Origin of the sequence: Gallaecimonas pentaromativorans, assembly GCF_003751625.1 — a bacterium.
Lineage (GTDB): Bacteria > Pseudomonadota > Gammaproteobacteria > Enterobacterales > Gallaecimonadaceae > Gallaecimonas > Gallaecimonas pentaromativorans.
This window is the reverse complement of sequence record NZ_RJUL01000005.1, coordinates 254358-269818: the sequence shown is the minus strand read 5'-3', so window position 1 is coordinate 269818 and position 15461 is coordinate 254358. Positions and strand designations below refer to the sequence as shown.

The window sequence follows — 15461 nt, the reverse complement described above, 5'->3', positions numbered from 1 at the left end:
TTTTTAAAGACAAGGACGGGGGCGCTTGGCCCCCGTCCTTATGGTTGTTGTTTCCTTAGAGGGTCCGTGCAACCTCAACGGTTTCAAAGACCTCAATTTGGTCACCGACGCGAACATCATTGTAGTTCTTAACGCCGATACCACACTCGTAGCCGTTCTTAACCTCGGCCACGTCGTCTTTGAAGCGGCGCAGAGATTCCAGCTCGCCTTCGTAGATAACCACGTTTTCACGCAGCACACGAATAGGCGCAGAGCGCTTGACCACACCCTCGGTGACCATACAGCCGGCCACAGCGCCGAACTTGGGCGACTTGAACACGTCGCGCACTTCGGCCAGACCGATGATCTGCTGCCTGAATTCCGGTGCCAGCATGCCGGTCATGGCTTGCTTCACTTCTTCAAGCAGTTCGTAGATCACGCTGTAGTAGCGCAGATCCAGGTTCTCGGTCTCAACTACCTTGCGGGCAGAAGCGTCGGCACGGACGTTAAAGCCAAGCAGGATAGCGTTGGAAGCGGCAGCCAGGGTGGCGTCGGTCTCGGTGATACCACCAACGCCGGAGCCCACCACTTTGACCTTCACTTCGTCGGTGCTGAGTTTCAGCAAGGAGTCGATGATGGCTTCCACAGAGCCCTGTACGTCGGCTTTGAGTACCACGTTCAGCTCGGAGACTTCGCCTTCGGCCATGTTGGCAAACATGTTCTCGAGCTTAGCCTTCTGCTGGCGAGCCAGCTTGACGTCACGGAACTTGCCTTGACGATAGAGCGCCACTTCACGGGCTTTCTTCTCGTCACGCACAACGGTGGCTTCGTCACCGGCAGCCGGCACGCCGGACAGACCCAGGATCTCAACCGGAATGGAAGGACCGGCTTCTTTGATTTCGGCGCCCACTTCGTCACGCATGGCGCGGACACGGCCGTATTCCAGACCGCACAGCACAATATCGCCCTGCTTGAGGGTACCGGACTGCACCAGCACGGTGGCCACAGGACCACGGCCTTTATCCAGGCGCGATTCCACTACCACACCGGTAGCCATACCGTCTTTGATGGCGGTCAGCTCCAGTACTTCGGACTGCAGCAGGATGGCGTCCAGCAGGTTATCCACACCGTCACCGGTTTTGGCGGAGACAGGTACGAACTGTACTTCACCGCCCCAGTCTTCGGTCAGCACGTCGTTTTGAGCCAGTTCGCTCTTGACGCGGTCCGGGTCGGCTTCGGGCTTGTCCATTTTGTTGACGGCAACAATCAAGGGAACACCGGCCGCCTTGGCGTGCTGGATGGCTTCCTTGGTTTGCGGCATGACGCCGTCGTCGGCGGCAACAACCAGTACCACGATGTCGGTGGCTTTGGCACCACGGGCACGCATGGCGGTAAAGGCGGCGTGACCAGGGGTGTCGAGGAAGGTGATCATGCCTTTCTCGTGCTCGACGTGGTAAGCACCGATGTGCTGGGTAATACCACCGGCCTCGCCTGCGGCGATCTTGGCCTTACGGATGTAGTCCAGCAAGGACGTTTTACCGTGGTCGACGTGACCCATGATGGTCACTACCGGCGCGCGAGGCAGGGCCTGGGCTTCGGTGTCACGGTCCAGCAGTACCGCTTCTTCCAGTTCGTTTTCTTTGCGCAGCACAACCTTGTGGCCCATTTCTTCGGCCACCAATTGCGCGGTTTCTTGATCGATCACCTGGTTGATGGTGGCCATGGCGCCCATTTTCATCATCGCTTTGATGACTTCGGTCGCTTTTACCGCCATCTTGCTGGCCAGTTCGCCAACAGTGATGGTTTCACCGATCTGTACGTCGCGGGTTACCGGCTGAGCAGGCTTGTTAAAGCCATGCTGCATAGAAGCCGGGGTACGGCCCTTGCCCTTCTTGGGCAGGCGGGAGCTGCGGCGGTCAGACTCGCGCTCACGCTTGTCGCTGTTGCGTTTGCTTTGGCCTTTGGCCTTGGCAGCACCACGGCGGCGACCTTCGGACTCGCGCTCGGCTTCCACTTCCGCTTCCTTGACGTAGGTAGACTTGTCGTCTTCGTCTTCGGCAGGCTTGTTCTTGGCTTCCTCGGCCAGGCGTTTTTCGCTTTCTTCGGCCAGGCGGCGGGCTTCTTCTTCCAGGCGCACAGCTTCGGCTTCGGCCTTTTTCAGGGCCTCTTCTTCCTGCTTACGCTTGAGGGCGTCGGCTTCGGCTTTCAGGCGTTGCACTTCAGCATCGTCCTTTTTGGCAGCGCCGGCAGCTTTAGGCTGGCTACCGGCAGCGGCTTTGGCTTGAGCTTCTTTGCGGGCTTTGTCTTCCGCTTCGCGCTTAGCCTTGGCTTCAGCTTCAGCAGCAGCGCGAGCAGCCGCTTCCTGGCGAGCCTTCTCTTCAGCTTCCAGGCGGGCTTTCTCAGCAGCCGCTTCGGCTTCCTGGCGCGCCTGCTCTTCAGCCGGATCGCGTTTTACGAAAGTGCGCTTCTTACGCACTTCCACCTGTACCTCTTTGGTACGGCCACCAGCACCACCGACAGACAGGGTGCTTTTGGTCTTACGGGTCAGGGTCAACTTGTCAGGGGCACCTGCATTGCCACCATGCTGCTCTTTGAGATGAGACAACAGGGTCTGCTTTTCGTCTTCGCTGACCTCGTCTGAAGCGGCCTTTTTGATGCCGACCTCAGCAAACTGTTGGATCAGGCGATCAACCGGCGTACCTACATCATTGGCAAGTTTTTCAACTGTAACTTCTGCCATCTAAATCTTTCCTCCGTTGATCCCGTTTTAGGCCTCGGCGTTGTCACCGAACCAGCAGATGTTGCGGGCGGCCATGATCAGCTCGCCTGCTTTGGTTTCATCCAGCTCTTCGATGTCGGCCAAATCGTCAACGCCTTGTTCAGCCAGGTCTTCCAGGGTACGAACGCCTTTACCTGCCAGTTTAAAGGCTAGGTGGCGGTCCATCCCTTCCAGATTCAAAAGGTCCTCAGCCGGCTCAGCGCCTTCGAGGCTTTCTTCGTTGGCCAGGGCAGCGGTCGTCAGGGCTGCCTTGGCGCGATTACGCAGTTCTTCTACCAGGTCCTCGTCGAGACCATCGATCTCGAGGAACTCGGAAGTGGGGACATAAGCAATTTCTTCAAGGGTCGAGAAACCTTCTTCCACCAACAACGCCGCGAAATCTTCGTCGATCTCCAGCTTGTCGATGAACCGCTGCAGCAGTTTGTCGTTCTCGGCCTGGTGCTTAGCTTTCATGTCCGCCACGGTCATGACGTTCAGTTCCCAGCCGGTCAGTTGGCTGGCCAGACGCACGTTCTGGCCGCCACGGCCAATAGCCTGGGCGAGATTGCTCTCTTCCACGGCGATGTCCATGGCGTTGGTATCTTCATCAACGATGATGGAGGCCACATCGGCTGGCGCCATGGCGTTGATAACGAATTGAGCCGGGTTGTCGTCCCACAGCACGATATCGACGCGCTCGCCTTCCAGCTCACCGGAAACGGCCTGAACGCGGGCACCGCGCATACCGACGCAGGCGCCGATAGGGTCGATACGACGATCGTTGGTTTTAACGGCGATCTTGGCGCGGCTGCCGGGGTCACGGGCAGCACCCTTGACTTCAATCAGCTCTTCGCCAATTTCCGGCACTTCAATGCGGAACAGTTCGATGAGCATCTCCGGCTTGGCGCGGCTCAGGAACAGCTGGGCACCACGGGCCTCGGGCTTGACCGCAAACAGCAGGGCGCGAACCCGGTCGCCGGGACGGAAAGATTCGCGGGGCAGCATTTCGTCGCGGTACAGCACGGCCTCGGCGTTGTTGCCAAGGTCGAGGATAACCATGTCGCGGCTGGCCTTTTTAACGGTACCCGTCACCAGTTCACCGACGTTGTCGGCAAACAGCTCAACCACCTGGGCGCGCTCGGCTTCACGGACCTTTTGCAGAATGACCTGCTTGGCGGTCTGGGTGGTGATGCGGTCAAAGGTGATGGAGTCAATCTGCTCTTCGACGAATTCGCCAGCTTGCAGTTCGTCGTTTTCTTCCATGGCGCGGGCGGCGGACAGCGTCACTTCTTTGAGCGGGTGCTCCAGGACGTCGTCACTGTCTTCAACAATCAGCCAACGGCGATAGGTGTCGAAGTCACCGGTTTTGCGGTCAATGGCGACGCGGACGTCGATTTCCTTGTCATGCTTTTTCTTGGTGGCGGTCGCCAGGGCTGCCTCCAGCGCTTGAAAAATCTTCTCGCGCGGTACGGCCTTCTCATTAGAGACAGCGTCGACAACCAGCAGGATCTCTTTATTCATCAGGATGCCTCGTTACACCTTTGCCGTTATTCAAAACTGTGGAACCAGGTTGGCTTTATCGATATTGCTGAAAGCGAAGCGGTCTTCCTTGCCTTCGTATGCCAACTGGATCATGTCACCTTCAATGGCAACCAGCTTGCCTTTAAAGCGGCGACGACCCGCCACCGGCACAACCAGTTTGATTTCGATGTCCGAGCCTACCACTTTTTGAAAGTGCTCAGGCACAAACAGCGGCCTGTCCAGGCCGGGAGAGGACACTTCCAGGAAGTATTCGCTCTGAATGGGATCCTCGACATCCAGCACAGAACTGACCTGGTGGCTGACCTCGGCACAATTATCCACCGTCACCCCATTGGGGCTATCGATATAGATCCGCAGTGTGGCACTGCGGCCAGCGCGGGCCATTTCAACGCCAAGCAGTTCAAAGCCAAGGGCTTCGACGGCGGGCGTCAACATCTCTGTCAATTGCTGTTCCAGTCTTGCCAAGGGCAATCCCTCCAAAAACAAAAAAAGGGCTAACGCCCAGTATCACAGCCGACCACGCGCGAAAGCATAGTCGATACCCCCACCGCGAGGCGATAAAGCGGCCTGCCGTGGACTTTAGATAGCAAAAAGCCCCGAACGATGCGGGGCTTTCTTCAACCTGAGTTGACAGACCCCGCATGGGGCCGGCTAATCAAAGGCAGCGCCTCTGATTAACTGTTTGGTTGCGGGAGCCGGATTTGAACCGACGACCTTCGGGTTATGAGCCCGACGAGCTACCAGGCTGCTCCATCCCGCGACAAACAGGTCGGCATCTTACTGGACTTGAAGGATTTTATCAAGCCAAAGAGCCTTGTTTGGTGCCGAGAGCGGGACTTGAACCCGCACGCCAATTAAGGCACTACCCCCTCAAGATAGCGTGTCTACCAATTCCACCATCTCGGCAAATTCACTTACATCAGTTGGTCGGTACGTCCGGCTTTTCTGATGACGGCTGCTCTTGCTTTTGTTGCTCAGCGGCCGGTTTTTCCAGGTTCTGCCATTTATCGTCTGGCTTGGCCTGGTGGGCTGTCATGTTACCGAGCACCAGGCTCAGAACGAAGAACAGCGTTGCAGCTATCGCGGTAGCCCGGGTCAGAAAATTTCCTGAACCACCGGCACCAAATACGGTATTCGAGGCACCTGCTCCGAAAGACGCTCCCATATCGGCACCTTTACCTTGCTGGATCATTACCAGACCGATAAGTGCCAGCGCCACGAGCAGGTAGACCACTAACAGAACTTCATACATATCAGCAGTTTCCTGTCTCTGGCAGGGAGTGGTCCCCGCCGCGCCGTGATTGTCGCAAATTAACAACCACTGTCAAGCGGCTTCGAGATGACTTGCCAGCGCTTAGCGCCCTTCACCTCGAAAGCGGGGCAGATATTAACGAAGCCCTCGCCCCCCCGCAAGCTGATTTTCAAAAAAGACAACCGAGTGCTGTTTTATTGGGCAACCCTGGTTACAACGTCGGCGATCGCGCGGGCCAAACGGTCAACTTGGCCAGACTCGGCCCCTTCCACCATCACCCGTACCACCGGCTCGGTACCGGATTTACGCAGCAAAACCCGGCCGGTATTGGCCAGTTCCGCTTCGGCATCAGCCACCGCCTGCTCCACATCGGCGTGGGTAACCGGGTCCTGGCCCTTCTGGTAACGCACGTTGATAAGCTTTTGCGGATACTTGGGCATCTGCGCCGCCAGCTCGGCCAGGGGCTTGCCTGTGACCACCAGGGCGTGCAGCACCTGAAGCGCGGCAATGATGCCGTCACCGGTGGTGGTGTGGTTAAGGCTGATGATGTGCCCTGACGACTCGCCGCCCAGGTTCCAGCCATTGGCCTTGAGTTTTTCAAGCACGTAGCGGTCCCCCACCTTGGCCCGCTCAAAGGCAATGCCCATTTCCTTGAAGGCCACTTCCATACCGAAGTTGGACATCAAGGTACCGACAACGCCGCCGCTCAGCAGCCCCTGGCTTTGCCAGAAGCTGGCCAGGATAAAGATAAGCTGGTCGCCATCCACCAGTTTGCCGTTATGGTCCACCATCATCAGGCGGTCGCCGTCACCGTCCAGGGCTATCCCGAAGTCGGCCCGTACTTCCTTGACCTTGGCCGCCAGGGCCTTGGTGTCGGTGGCACCAAAACCGGCATTGATGTTAAAGCCGTCCGGGTTGGTACCGATGGTCACCACATCGGCGCCCAGCTCACGAAACACCTCAGGGGCAATGTGGTAGGTGGCACCATTGGCGCAATCGACCACCATGCGCAGCCCTTTAAGCGACAGCTGCGACGGGAAACTGGATTTACAGAATTCGATGTAACGGCCAGCGGCGTCGTCCAGGCGGCGGGCCTTGCCCAAATGCTCGGAGTTGATACCGGCCATGGGTTTATCCAACTCGGCTTCGATGGCCAGCTCGATTTCGTCAGGCAGTTTTTCACCGTCGGTGGAGAAGAACTTGATGCCGTTGTCGTGATAGGGGTTGTGGGACGCGGAGATCACGATACCCGCTTCGGCCCTGAAGGTACGGGTCAGGTAAGCCACTGCCGGGGTGGGCATGGGACCCATCAGCTCGATATTGATACCGGCCGCCGACAAGCCGGCTTCCAGAGCCGACTCGAGCATGTAGCCTGAGATACGGGTGTCTTTACCAATCAAAATCTTATGGGTGCCCTGGCGGGACAACACTTTACCGGCCGCATAGCCCAGCTTCAGGGCAAATTCGGGGGTAATGGGGTGCTCACCCACCAGGCCACGGATACCGTCGGTGCCAAAATACTTACGTTCGCTCACGCCTTAGACTCCCTGCTCAGTCGCTTGCCAGACCCGTATTGCATCACAGGTTTCCTGGACATCATGGACGCGAATAATACCAGCCCCCTGCTGAACCGCAATCAAGGCGCAGGCGATGGAGCCTGCCAGCCGCTCGCCAAGGTCCCGGCCCAAGAGATGGCCTATCATGGACTTTCGCGACATACCCACCAGCAGCGGCAGCCCCAGGCTTTCAAACTCTCGCAGTCTTTTGAGCATCACATAGTTATCACCAAGGGATTTGCCAAAGCCAAAACCAGGGTCCAGCCACAGGCGCTCACGCGCAATCCCTGCCGTCTCACAAGTGGCAACGCGCTCGGCCAGAAAGGTGCTGACCTCAGCCATCAGATCCTGGTACTGAGGCGCCTGCTGCATGGTACGGGGCTGGCCCTGCATGTGCATCAGGCAGACTTGCACGTTGGAAGCTGCCACCGCCGCCAGCGCACCGGGTTCGAGCAGGGCGCGAATGTCGTTAATCATGTCGGCGCCAAAGCGGATGCTTTCGCGCATCACCAAGGCTTTGGAGGTATCGATGGAGACCTTCACGTCAAAGCGTGCCTTGATGGCTTCAACCACCGGCACCACCCGGTCGACTTCTTCTTGCTCGGGCACCTCAGCGGCGCCGGGGCGGGTAGACTCGCCGCCGATATCCAGCCAGGCGGCGCCTTCTTTTATCAGCCGCTCGGCGTGGCGCAGGGCGCCGTCAAAATCGTTGTGGCGGCCGCCGTCCGAGAAGGAATCGGGGGTGACGTTGAGAATGCCCATTACTTCAGGCTGAACCATGTTTTTTCCTTAGCACGATAAAAGAAAACCCCGAGCAAGCTCGGGGTTTTGGCATCAGTTGGCGGGGGCCTCACCACCGGTTGGTCGGATTGGCTTATCAGCCGTTCCTTCCGGCGGCGGCGTGTTATCGGACTTGGGCGGCTGCCAGTCGGCAGGAGCCCGGACCTCGCGACGGTTCATCAGATCGTCGATCTGTTTGGCGTCGATGGTTTCGTACTTCATCAGCGCGTCCTTCATGGTATGAAGGATGTCCATGTTCTCTTCCAAGATCTTCTTGGAACGCTGATAGTTACGGTCGATAACGTGCTTGATCTCTTCGTCGATGGCGCGAGCGGTGTCGTCAGACATGTGCTTGCTCTTGGCCGCGCTGCGGCCTAGGAACACTTCACCGTCGTCGTCGGCGTACAGCAGCGGCCCCAACTTCTCGGAAAGGCCCCACTGAGTCACCATTTTACGGGCGATGTCGGTGGCGCGTTCGATGTCGTTGGAGGCACCGGTCGTCACCATTTCAGAACCGTAGATGATTTCCTCGGCCAGACGGCCACCAAAGAGGCTGGAGATCATGCTCTCAAGCTGCTGCTTGGAGTGGCTGACCCGGTCGCGTTCCGGCAGGTACATGGTCACACCCAGGGCGCGGCCACGGGGAATGATGGACACCTTGTAAACCGGGTCGTGCTCGGGCACCAGACGACCGACGATGGCATGGCCCGCTTCGTGATAAGCGGTCATTTCCTTTTCTTTCTCGGTCATCACCATGGAGCGACGTTCGGCGCCCATCATGATTTTGTCTTTGGCTTTTTCGAACTCTTCCATGCTGACCAGGCGTTTGCTGGTACGGGCAGCGAACAGCGCCGCTTCGTTGACCAGGTTAGCGAGATCTGCACCGCTAAAGCCGGGGGTGCCACGGGCGATCAGCGCTGGCTCGACATCGTCGGCCACCGGCACTTTACGCATATGCACCTTGAGGATTTGCTCGCGGCCACGAACGTCCGGCAGGCCTACCACCACCTGACGGTCGAAACGGCCGGGGCGCAGCAGGGCCGGGTCAAGCACGTCAGGCCTGTTGGTGGCGGCGATAACAATAATGCCTTCGTTACCTTCAAAGCCGTCCATCTCAACCAGCATCTGGTTAAGGGTCTGCTCGCGCTCGTCATGACCACCGCCAAGGCCGGCGCCACGTTGGCGACCAACAGCATCAATCTCGTCGATAAAGATGATGCAGGGAGCGGCTTTTTTGGCTTGGTCGAACATGTCACGGACACGGGACGCACCCACACCCACGAACATTTCAACGAAATCGGAGCCGGAGATGGTAAAGAAAGGTACCTTGGCTTCACCGGCAATGGCCTTGGCCAGCAGGGTTTTACCGGTACCTGGAGGGCCTACCATCAGCACGCCCTTGGGAATTTTGCCGCCCAGTTTCTGGAACTTCGAAGGGTCGCGCAGGTAATCCACCAGCTCGGACACTTCTTCCTTGGCTTCTTCCACACCGGCTACATCGGCGAAAGTGGTTTTCACCTGATCTTCCGACAGCAATCTTGCCTTGGATTTACCGAAGGACATGGCGCCTTTGCCACCACCGCCTTGCATCTGGCGCATGAAGAAGATCCATACACCGATAAGCAGCAGCATCGGGAACCAGTTGATGAGGATGCTGGTCAGCAGGCTGGGGGATTCAGGCTTGGTTGCATAAGCCTGGACACCGTGGGCTCGCAGGTCGTTGATGAGATCCTTGTCGTACCCGCCAGGGATAACGGTCTCAAAGTGCTCACCACTGGTTTTGGTACCGGTGATCACGCTGGTCTTGTTATCAACCCGGACGTCCTTGATCTGGCCCTTTTCGGTCCAGTCAACGAACTGGGTATAACTTACATTACTGCTGCGGCTCGAGTCCGAACCGTTGAAGCTTTGGAATACCGCCATCAATACAACAGCGATAACCAACCAGAGAATCAGATTTTTAGCCATGTCGCTCAACTTAAGCACCTCTTGAGGCTGTGGGGCGCGCTAAACGGCAGGGTACTATAACTTGTACCCGGTCGCCACAATGTATACTTCCGATGACCGTGATCGGGATGAGTCCGGTTTTCGGGTCTTGACCGTTGTAAAAGCGGCTCTTACCGACTTCATGTAATCTTCGAAGCCTTCACCCATAAAGACTTTGACCACAAAGCTCCCGCCAGGTGCCATAACTTGGCGGCACATATCCAATGCCAGTTCCACCAAATACATGGCCCGAGGCTGGTCAACGCCTTTGGTGCCGCTCATGTTCGGCGCCATGTCGGACATTACCACACTGACTTTCTGGCCACCGATACGCTCCAAAAGGGCGTTAAGCACCGCCTCGTCGCGAAAGTCGCCTTGCAAGAAGGCAACTCCCGGCAAAGGGTCCATGGGCAGAATGTCGCAGGCAATCACTTCACCCTGTTCGCCCACCAGTTCGCTGGCATATTGGGACCAGCCACCAGGAGCGGCGCCCAAGTCCACCACCGTCATGCCGGGGCGGATCAGTTTGTCGCGCTGCTGAATTTCTTCAAGCTTGAACACCGCCCTGGACCTCAGTCCGCGCTTTTGGGCTGCCAGGACATAAGGGTCATCAAAATGCTCTTTTAACCAGCGACTAGAGCTGGCGGAACGCTTCTTCTTGGGCATGAAGGTCTCTTGACGTTTATCTTGGACTATAAATGGCGATAAAATTACGGTTTTCAACCCACAAGGGTCATTTACATGGAACTCACGCCGAAACAACGGCAACACCTCAAAGCGCTGGCGCATCCCCTAAAGCCAGTTGTACTGCTTGGCAGCAATGGTCTGACCGAAGGCGTGCTGGCCGAAATCGACCAGGCGCTTGAGCATCACGAACTGATTAAAGTGAAGGTGCCAACCAAAGAACGTGAACTGAAAGTTGCCATCTTTGAAACCATCAGCCAGCAGCTGTCTGCTGCCAAGGTTCAGATGATCGGCCACATGCTGGTGCTGTACCGCCCGGCCAAAGAGCCGGTGATCCGCCTGCCCCGCTAAGTTTCAATGCAAAGAAAAAGGCCGCCAACGCGGCCTTTTTTATCAGACGTAATCGACCTGGGTAATTTCAAACTCTTTAGCACCGGACGGGGTCTGTACCGTAACCACGTCGTCCAGTTGCTTGCCCACCAGCGCTCTGGCAATGGGGGAGCTCACCGAAATCAGGTTCAATTTGATGTTGGCTTCGTCGTCGCCGACGATGCGGTAAGTCACTTCATCGTCGGTATCAAGATTCAGCACCGTCACAGTGGCACCGAAAATAACCCGGCCGTTGTTGGTCATCTTGGTGACGTCAATGATCTGAGCATTGCTCAGTTTGCCTTCGATTTCTTGAATGCGACCTTCACAGAAGCTCTGCTGCTCTCGGGCTGCGTGATACTCCGCGTTTTCCTTGAGGTCGCCCAGTTCCCTGGCCGTCGCAATGGCTTCAATGATCTGCGGGCGGCGCACGCTTTTAAGGTGCTTGAGTTCTTCCCGCAGCTGGTCGGCGCCCGCTTGGGTCATGGGGATCGGCGTCATGGCGTCTCCAATTAATAAAGTGGCTAGAAACAAACAATAGAAGACCGACAAAACCCATTGGGTTATGCCGGTTCCGTCATACTTTTCCCGCATTCTAGCCAAAACCCTCACCCAAGCGCCAGATCTAGCGTCCAGAAGCATCTACACTGTTTTAGATTGGGCTAATGGAGCACTTGAGATGAGCGCAACGCTGCCACCAGCTGAACGCCGGAACGACCCCAAAGATCTCCGGCAAAACTTCGAAATATTGGGAGAGCTTCAGCTGGATGCTGTGTATGCCTTGATGAAGGTGGGCGCGCGGTTACTCTTTGTCAGAGCGGCGCACCTGGCTCCCCTGGCGGTGCTGGAGCACGGCAGCCATTACATCACCGTCGACGATGAGGGCAAAATCGATCTCCACCCTGCTATCAGTATTCGAAGTCACTGAATTAATTATGAACCTAGCCGTTGAGACCTGTTCTGACTCCAACGAGCTTTGTTAATATCCAAAAAAAATTCGGAGACACTTCCATGTTCAACTCCAAACGTATCGCCGTTACCGCCCTGGCCGGTGCCATCATGTTGGCCGGCTGTACCACAGTTGACTCCCAGACCGGTGAGCAGCGCACCAATAAAACCGGCACCGGTGCCGCCATTGGTGCCATCGCCGGTGCCATTCTTGGTAAAGCGACCGGCAGCCATCACCGTGACCGCGCCCTGGTTGGGGCAGCCGTTGGCGCCTTGGCAGGCGCCGCTGTTGGTAACTACATGGACAAACAGGAAGAAGAAATTCGCCAGCAAACCGCCGGCTCCGGCATTGATGTACAGCGCAATGGCGACAACCTGCTGCTGACCATCCCCAACGGCATCACCTTTGATGTTAACCGCGCCGACGTCAAACCCGAGTTCCAAAGCGTGCTGACCGATCTGGCCAGTACCCTTAACAAGTATCCCAAGACCATGGTGGAGATCTCCGGTCACACCGACAGCACCGGTTCTGCGGCCTACAACCAGACCTTGTCCGTTAACCGCGCCGATTCGGTCAAAAGCTTTTTGGTGCGCCGCGGCGTAATGCCCGAACGTCTGAGCACCGTTGGTTACGGCCAGACCAAACCCATTGCCAGCAATGCCACGACAGAGGGCCGCGCCAAGAACCGCCGGGTAGAGATTGAGCTCATCCCCATCGTCGACAATAACTAAGAAAAAACGCCCCGAGGGGCGTTTTTTTATATCTTCACTTTCACATATTGCCCGGGGGCCGGGGTAATGCCTTCAGGTACCGCTCTTGCCGGCACCATGGCGTCGGATTGCTTGTCCAGCCATTGATACCAATCCGGCCACCAGGAGCCCGGCTTGGCATCCTCTTCACCATCCACCTTATAACCATATTTATTTTTGGCCGGCGGGTTGACCACCCCTGCCACATGGCCGGCACCAGAGGTTACTAGCCGCTTTTTGTTACCGCCAAAGAGCCGCGCCGAGGCAAAGGCACTCTTGGGGGGAACGATATGGTCTTTGTCTGCCGCCAGCACATAAACCGGCACGTTGACCCGGCGAAGATCCATCTTGTAGCCGTCAAGCTTCCAGCTTCCCGGCTCGGCGAGGCGATTTTCCAGGTAGGTGTTTTCGATGTACTCCCTGAAAAAGGTGGCCGGCAGATGGGTAACATCGGAATTCCACACCAGAATATCGAAAGCCGGTGGCTTCTGGCCCAGCAGGTAGCGGTTCACAAAGGCCGGCCAGTAAAGCTCCTGCTCGCGCAGCAGTGAAAAACCGGTCGCCATCAGCCGGCCATCCATGTAGCCAATCTGGTCGGTTACCGTCATCACGCTCTTAAGCAGCGCCGGCACCAGCAGCAACCCCGGCTCGCCGGGCTCGGCAAAGTCCAGGAGTGTGGTCACCAGGGTCAGGCTGGCAATGCGTTTGGCGCCGCGGGCAGCAAGCCAGGCCGACGCCAAGGCCAGCAAGGTACCGCCGACGCAGTAACCCATGGCATGCACCTGGTTCTCTTCGGTCAGTTCCCGAACCCAGTTGATAGCCTCAATCACCCCTTGCATGTACTCAGCCATGCCAAAGTCGGCATGCTGGGCGGTGGGGTTGACCCAAGACATCAAAAACACCGTGTGCCCCTGATCTACCAAGTGGCGAACAAAGGAGTTTTCGGGTTTTAAATCCAGCACGTAGTACTTATTGATGCAGGGGGGGACTACCAGCACCGGCGTCTTGTGTACCTGCTCGGTGCTGGGGGCATATTGAATGAGCTCAAACAGGGGAGATTGTCTTACTACTTGGCCAGGGGTGGTAGCCAAGTCTTTACCCAGCTCATAGAGCTTGGTGTTGCCCAGGGGGATATTGAGCCCGATGGGGCTGTTGTCCATATCCTCCACCAGGGATCCCAGGCCACGCACCAAGTTGTCGCCGCCCTCTTCCAGGGTCTTAGCAAGCACCTTGGGGTTAGTAAGCAGGTAATGGGCCGGGTCTTGCATCTGCATGGTTTGGCGCGCCCAAAAGGCCAGCTGCTTTTTGTCCTTGTTAGGCACATGTTCGAGGTTGTCGATGCTCTCCTGCCAATAGCCATTCATCAGCTTGTGGCTTTGCTGGAAGTATTGCCAGTACTCCTCAGGCTTACCGTCGCTGAGCATCTTTTCGACGTTGTCTTGCCAGAGGCGACTCTGCGCCTGCCACCAGTTGGCCCCCGCAGCCCAGAAAGCCTGGGGCTGGTTGGCCGCGGCAGTTACCAGTTGGTCACCCATGGCCAGCATGGGAGGCCAGCAGGCCTCCCAGGGGTTGTCATGGGGCATATCAGCCTTTCACCTCTTCCTTGGCGATATTGGCAAAGACCTGGCTGAACTCCTTTCGCAGGCCTTCATTGAGCTCCAGGAAGGACTTGCAGTCCTGCATGAAGCGTTTGTTCAAATCAGCCATCTGGCTCATCTGCACCTGCCCGACCATGGCGGTATCGCCCTTGGCGGCGGCGTCGTTGAGCTTTTTGGCGTACTCGATTTGGCTCTGGGTGTAGGTGTCCAGGGCATCAATCTGGTACTTGCTGAGCTTGGCCACGTTGTCCAGCAACATGGTGTTGATTTGCGCCAGCGGCTTGAGCACATCCTGTTGTTGGCCATTGGCTTGGCGGATCCAATCTTGAAACATAACGATCTCCTTTTAATGCATGTGTTGTCCGCCATTGGCGGAAATATTGGAACCGGTGATAAAACCTGACTCGGGGGAAGCGAGAAAGGCGACGATACGGGCGATCTCGGCCGGGTCGCCAAGGCGGCCAACCGGGATCTGGGCAATGATGGAGTTGCGGATCTCCTCAGGCACCGCCATTACCATTTCGGTAGCGATATAACCAGGGGAGATGGTGTTGACGGTAATACCTTTATTGGCCACTTCCTGGGCCAGGGCCATGGTCAGGCCGTGCAGACCGGCCTTGGCGGCCGAGTAGTTGGTCTGGCCCAACTGGCCTTTTTCGCCGTTGATGGAGCTGATATTGATGATACGGCCGTATTTGTGCTCCAGCATCTGCGGCACGGCGGCGCGGCAAAGATGGTAGGCACCGGTGAGGTTGGTCTGGATAACCTCCAGCCAGTCATCTTCCATCATCTTTCTAAGGGTCTTATCGCGGGTAATACCGGCATTGTTAACCACCACCGACAGTGGCCCCAGCTCCTTCTCGATAACCGAGATAGCGCTGAAGACTCCATCCTGGTCGCAAATGTCGGCCAGTACCAGATAAGGGTCAAAGCCCAAGGCTTTTTCCTGCTCAACCCAACGTGCGGCTTTTTCGGGGCAGCGACACAGCGTCGCCACCTTGTAGCCTTCCTTTGCCAAAGCGCGGCAAATTGCCGTGCCGATACCGCCATTTGCCCCAGTAACTAAGGCGACTTGTCCTTGTACGTCCATCGAGTTCCCCTGAGAGAGCAGTTGATTTTCTCTAAAGCTAGTCCAGGGCTAGAGTCTCAGCTCTAAATTTTCATGAAGATTTTTTGTACAACAGATTAATCCATGATCAGGATCAAAATACGGCAGCCAGAAGGGTTACCGCTGTAACATGCCGAAAACAGAGTGGTTT

Annotated in this window: 15 protein-coding genes and 2 tRNA genes; 3 read left to right on the top strand and 14 right to left on the bottom strand. The window is 57.0% G+C overall.

Translation table 11 applies throughout. The annotated features are described in order from the left end of the window. Positions 1 to 55: 55 nt before the first annotated feature. The 10 genes from infB to rlmE form a co-directional block, all read right to left on the bottom strand. The gene (gene infB, locus EDC28_RS11145; RefSeq protein WP_050658493.1) at positions 56 to 2719 is read right to left on the bottom strand and encodes a translation initiation factor IF-2; all 2664 of its coding nucleotides are present in this window, start codon (positions 2717 to 2719) and stop codon (positions 56 to 58) included. A gap of 27 nt (positions 2720 to 2746) precedes the next feature. Further along, entirely contained in the window at positions 2747 to 4258 is a 1512-nt protein-coding gene (gene nusA / locus EDC28_RS11140) for a transcription termination factor NusA (protein WP_050658492.1), read from the bottom strand. Positions 4259 to 4288: 30 nt separating this feature from the next. Next, a complete protein-coding gene (gene rimP, locus EDC28_RS11135; RefSeq protein WP_123421643.1) occupies positions 4289 to 4744 on the bottom strand; it encodes a ribosome maturation factor RimP in 456 nt (151 codons plus the stop codon). A 218-nt stretch (positions 4745 to 4962) separates the two neighbouring features. Then, positions 4963 to 5039, bottom strand: a tRNA-Met gene (locus tag EDC28_RS11130). A 59-nt stretch (positions 5040 to 5098) separates the two neighbouring features. Continuing rightward, positions 5099 to 5185 (bottom strand) — tRNA-Leu (locus EDC28_RS11125). Positions 5186 to 5198: 13 nt separating this feature from the next. Beyond that, entirely contained in the window at positions 5199 to 5531 is a 333-nt protein-coding gene (gene secG, locus EDC28_RS11120; RefSeq protein WP_050658490.1) for a preprotein translocase subunit SecG, read from the bottom strand. A gap of 194 nt (positions 5532 to 5725) precedes the next feature. Then, on the bottom strand, positions 5726 to 7066 hold the full coding sequence (gene glmM / locus EDC28_RS11115) for a phosphoglucosamine mutase (protein ID WP_123421642.1): 1341 nt from the start codon (positions 7064 to 7066) through the stop codon (positions 5726 to 5728). A gap of 3 nt (positions 7067 to 7069) precedes the next feature. Beyond that, entirely contained in the window at positions 7070 to 7867 is a 798-nt protein-coding gene (folP, locus tag EDC28_RS11110) for a dihydropteroate synthase (RefSeq protein ID WP_050658488.1), read from the bottom strand. A gap of 54 nt (positions 7868 to 7921) precedes the next feature. Further along, entirely contained in the window at positions 7922 to 9844 is a 1923-nt protein-coding gene (ftsH, locus tag EDC28_RS11105) for an ATP-dependent zinc metalloprotease FtsH (RefSeq protein WP_050658487.1), read from the bottom strand. Positions 9845 to 9889: 45 nt separating this feature from the next. Continuing rightward, a complete protein-coding gene (gene rlmE, locus EDC28_RS11100) occupies positions 9890 to 10519 on the bottom strand; it encodes a 23S rRNA (uridine(2552)-2'-O)-methyltransferase RlmE (protein ID WP_050658486.1) in 630 nt (209 codons plus the stop codon). A gap of 75 nt (positions 10520 to 10594) precedes the next feature. Between rlmE and yhbY the strand changes: the two genes are divergently transcribed. Then, positions 10595 to 10888: a ribosome assembly RNA-binding protein YhbY gene (yhbY, locus tag EDC28_RS11095; RefSeq protein ID WP_050658485.1), complete on the top strand. Its 294-nt coding sequence runs from the start codon at positions 10595 to 10597 to the stop codon at positions 10886 to 10888. 42 nt (positions 10889 to 10930) lie between these two features. Here the strand turns inward: yhbY and greA are convergent, their stop codons facing one another. Next, positions 10931 to 11407, bottom strand: a complete 477-nt coding sequence (gene greA, locus EDC28_RS11090) for a transcription elongation factor GreA (protein ID WP_050658484.1) — start codon at positions 11405 to 11407, stop codon at positions 10931 to 10933. A gap of 178 nt (positions 11408 to 11585) precedes the next feature. Here greA and EDC28_RS11085 point away from each other — a divergent pair, with 178 nt between their 5' ends. Together EDC28_RS11085 and EDC28_RS11080 are read left to right on the top strand one after the other, a co-directional pair. Beyond that, positions 11586 to 11834 (top strand): hypothetical protein, encoded by a 249-nt coding sequence (locus EDC28_RS11085; RefSeq protein WP_050658483.1) that lies wholly within the window; start codon positions 11586 to 11588, stop codon positions 11832 to 11834. An 83-nt stretch (positions 11835 to 11917) separates the two neighbouring features. After that, on the top strand, positions 11918 to 12586 hold the full coding sequence (locus EDC28_RS11080; RefSeq protein ID WP_123421641.1) for a YiaD family glycine zipper/OmpA-like lipoprotein: 669 nt from the start codon (positions 11918 to 11920) through the stop codon (positions 12584 to 12586). 26 nt (positions 12587 to 12612) lie between these two features. Here the strand turns inward: EDC28_RS11080 and EDC28_RS11075 are convergent, their stop codons facing one another. The 3 genes from EDC28_RS11075 to phbB are packed head-to-tail and all read right to left on the bottom strand — an operon-like array spanning position 12613 to position 15292. Beyond that, on the bottom strand, positions 12613 to 14187 hold the full coding sequence (locus EDC28_RS11075) for a PHA/PHB synthase family protein (protein WP_123421640.1): 1575 nt from the start codon (positions 14185 to 14187) through the stop codon (positions 12613 to 12615). A gap of 1 nt (position 14188) precedes the next feature. Continuing rightward, positions 14189 to 14536 carry a phasin family protein gene (locus tag EDC28_RS11070; protein WP_123421639.1) on the bottom strand — a complete coding sequence of 116 codons (348 nt, stop codon included), beginning with the start codon at positions 14534 to 14536 and terminating at the stop codon, positions 14189 to 14191. 12 nt (positions 14537 to 14548) lie between these two features. Continuing rightward, a complete protein-coding gene (phbB, locus tag EDC28_RS11065) occupies positions 14549 to 15292 on the bottom strand; it encodes an acetoacetyl-CoA reductase (RefSeq protein ID WP_050658479.1) in 744 nt (247 codons plus the stop codon). Positions 15293 to 15461: the final 169 nt, after the last annotated feature.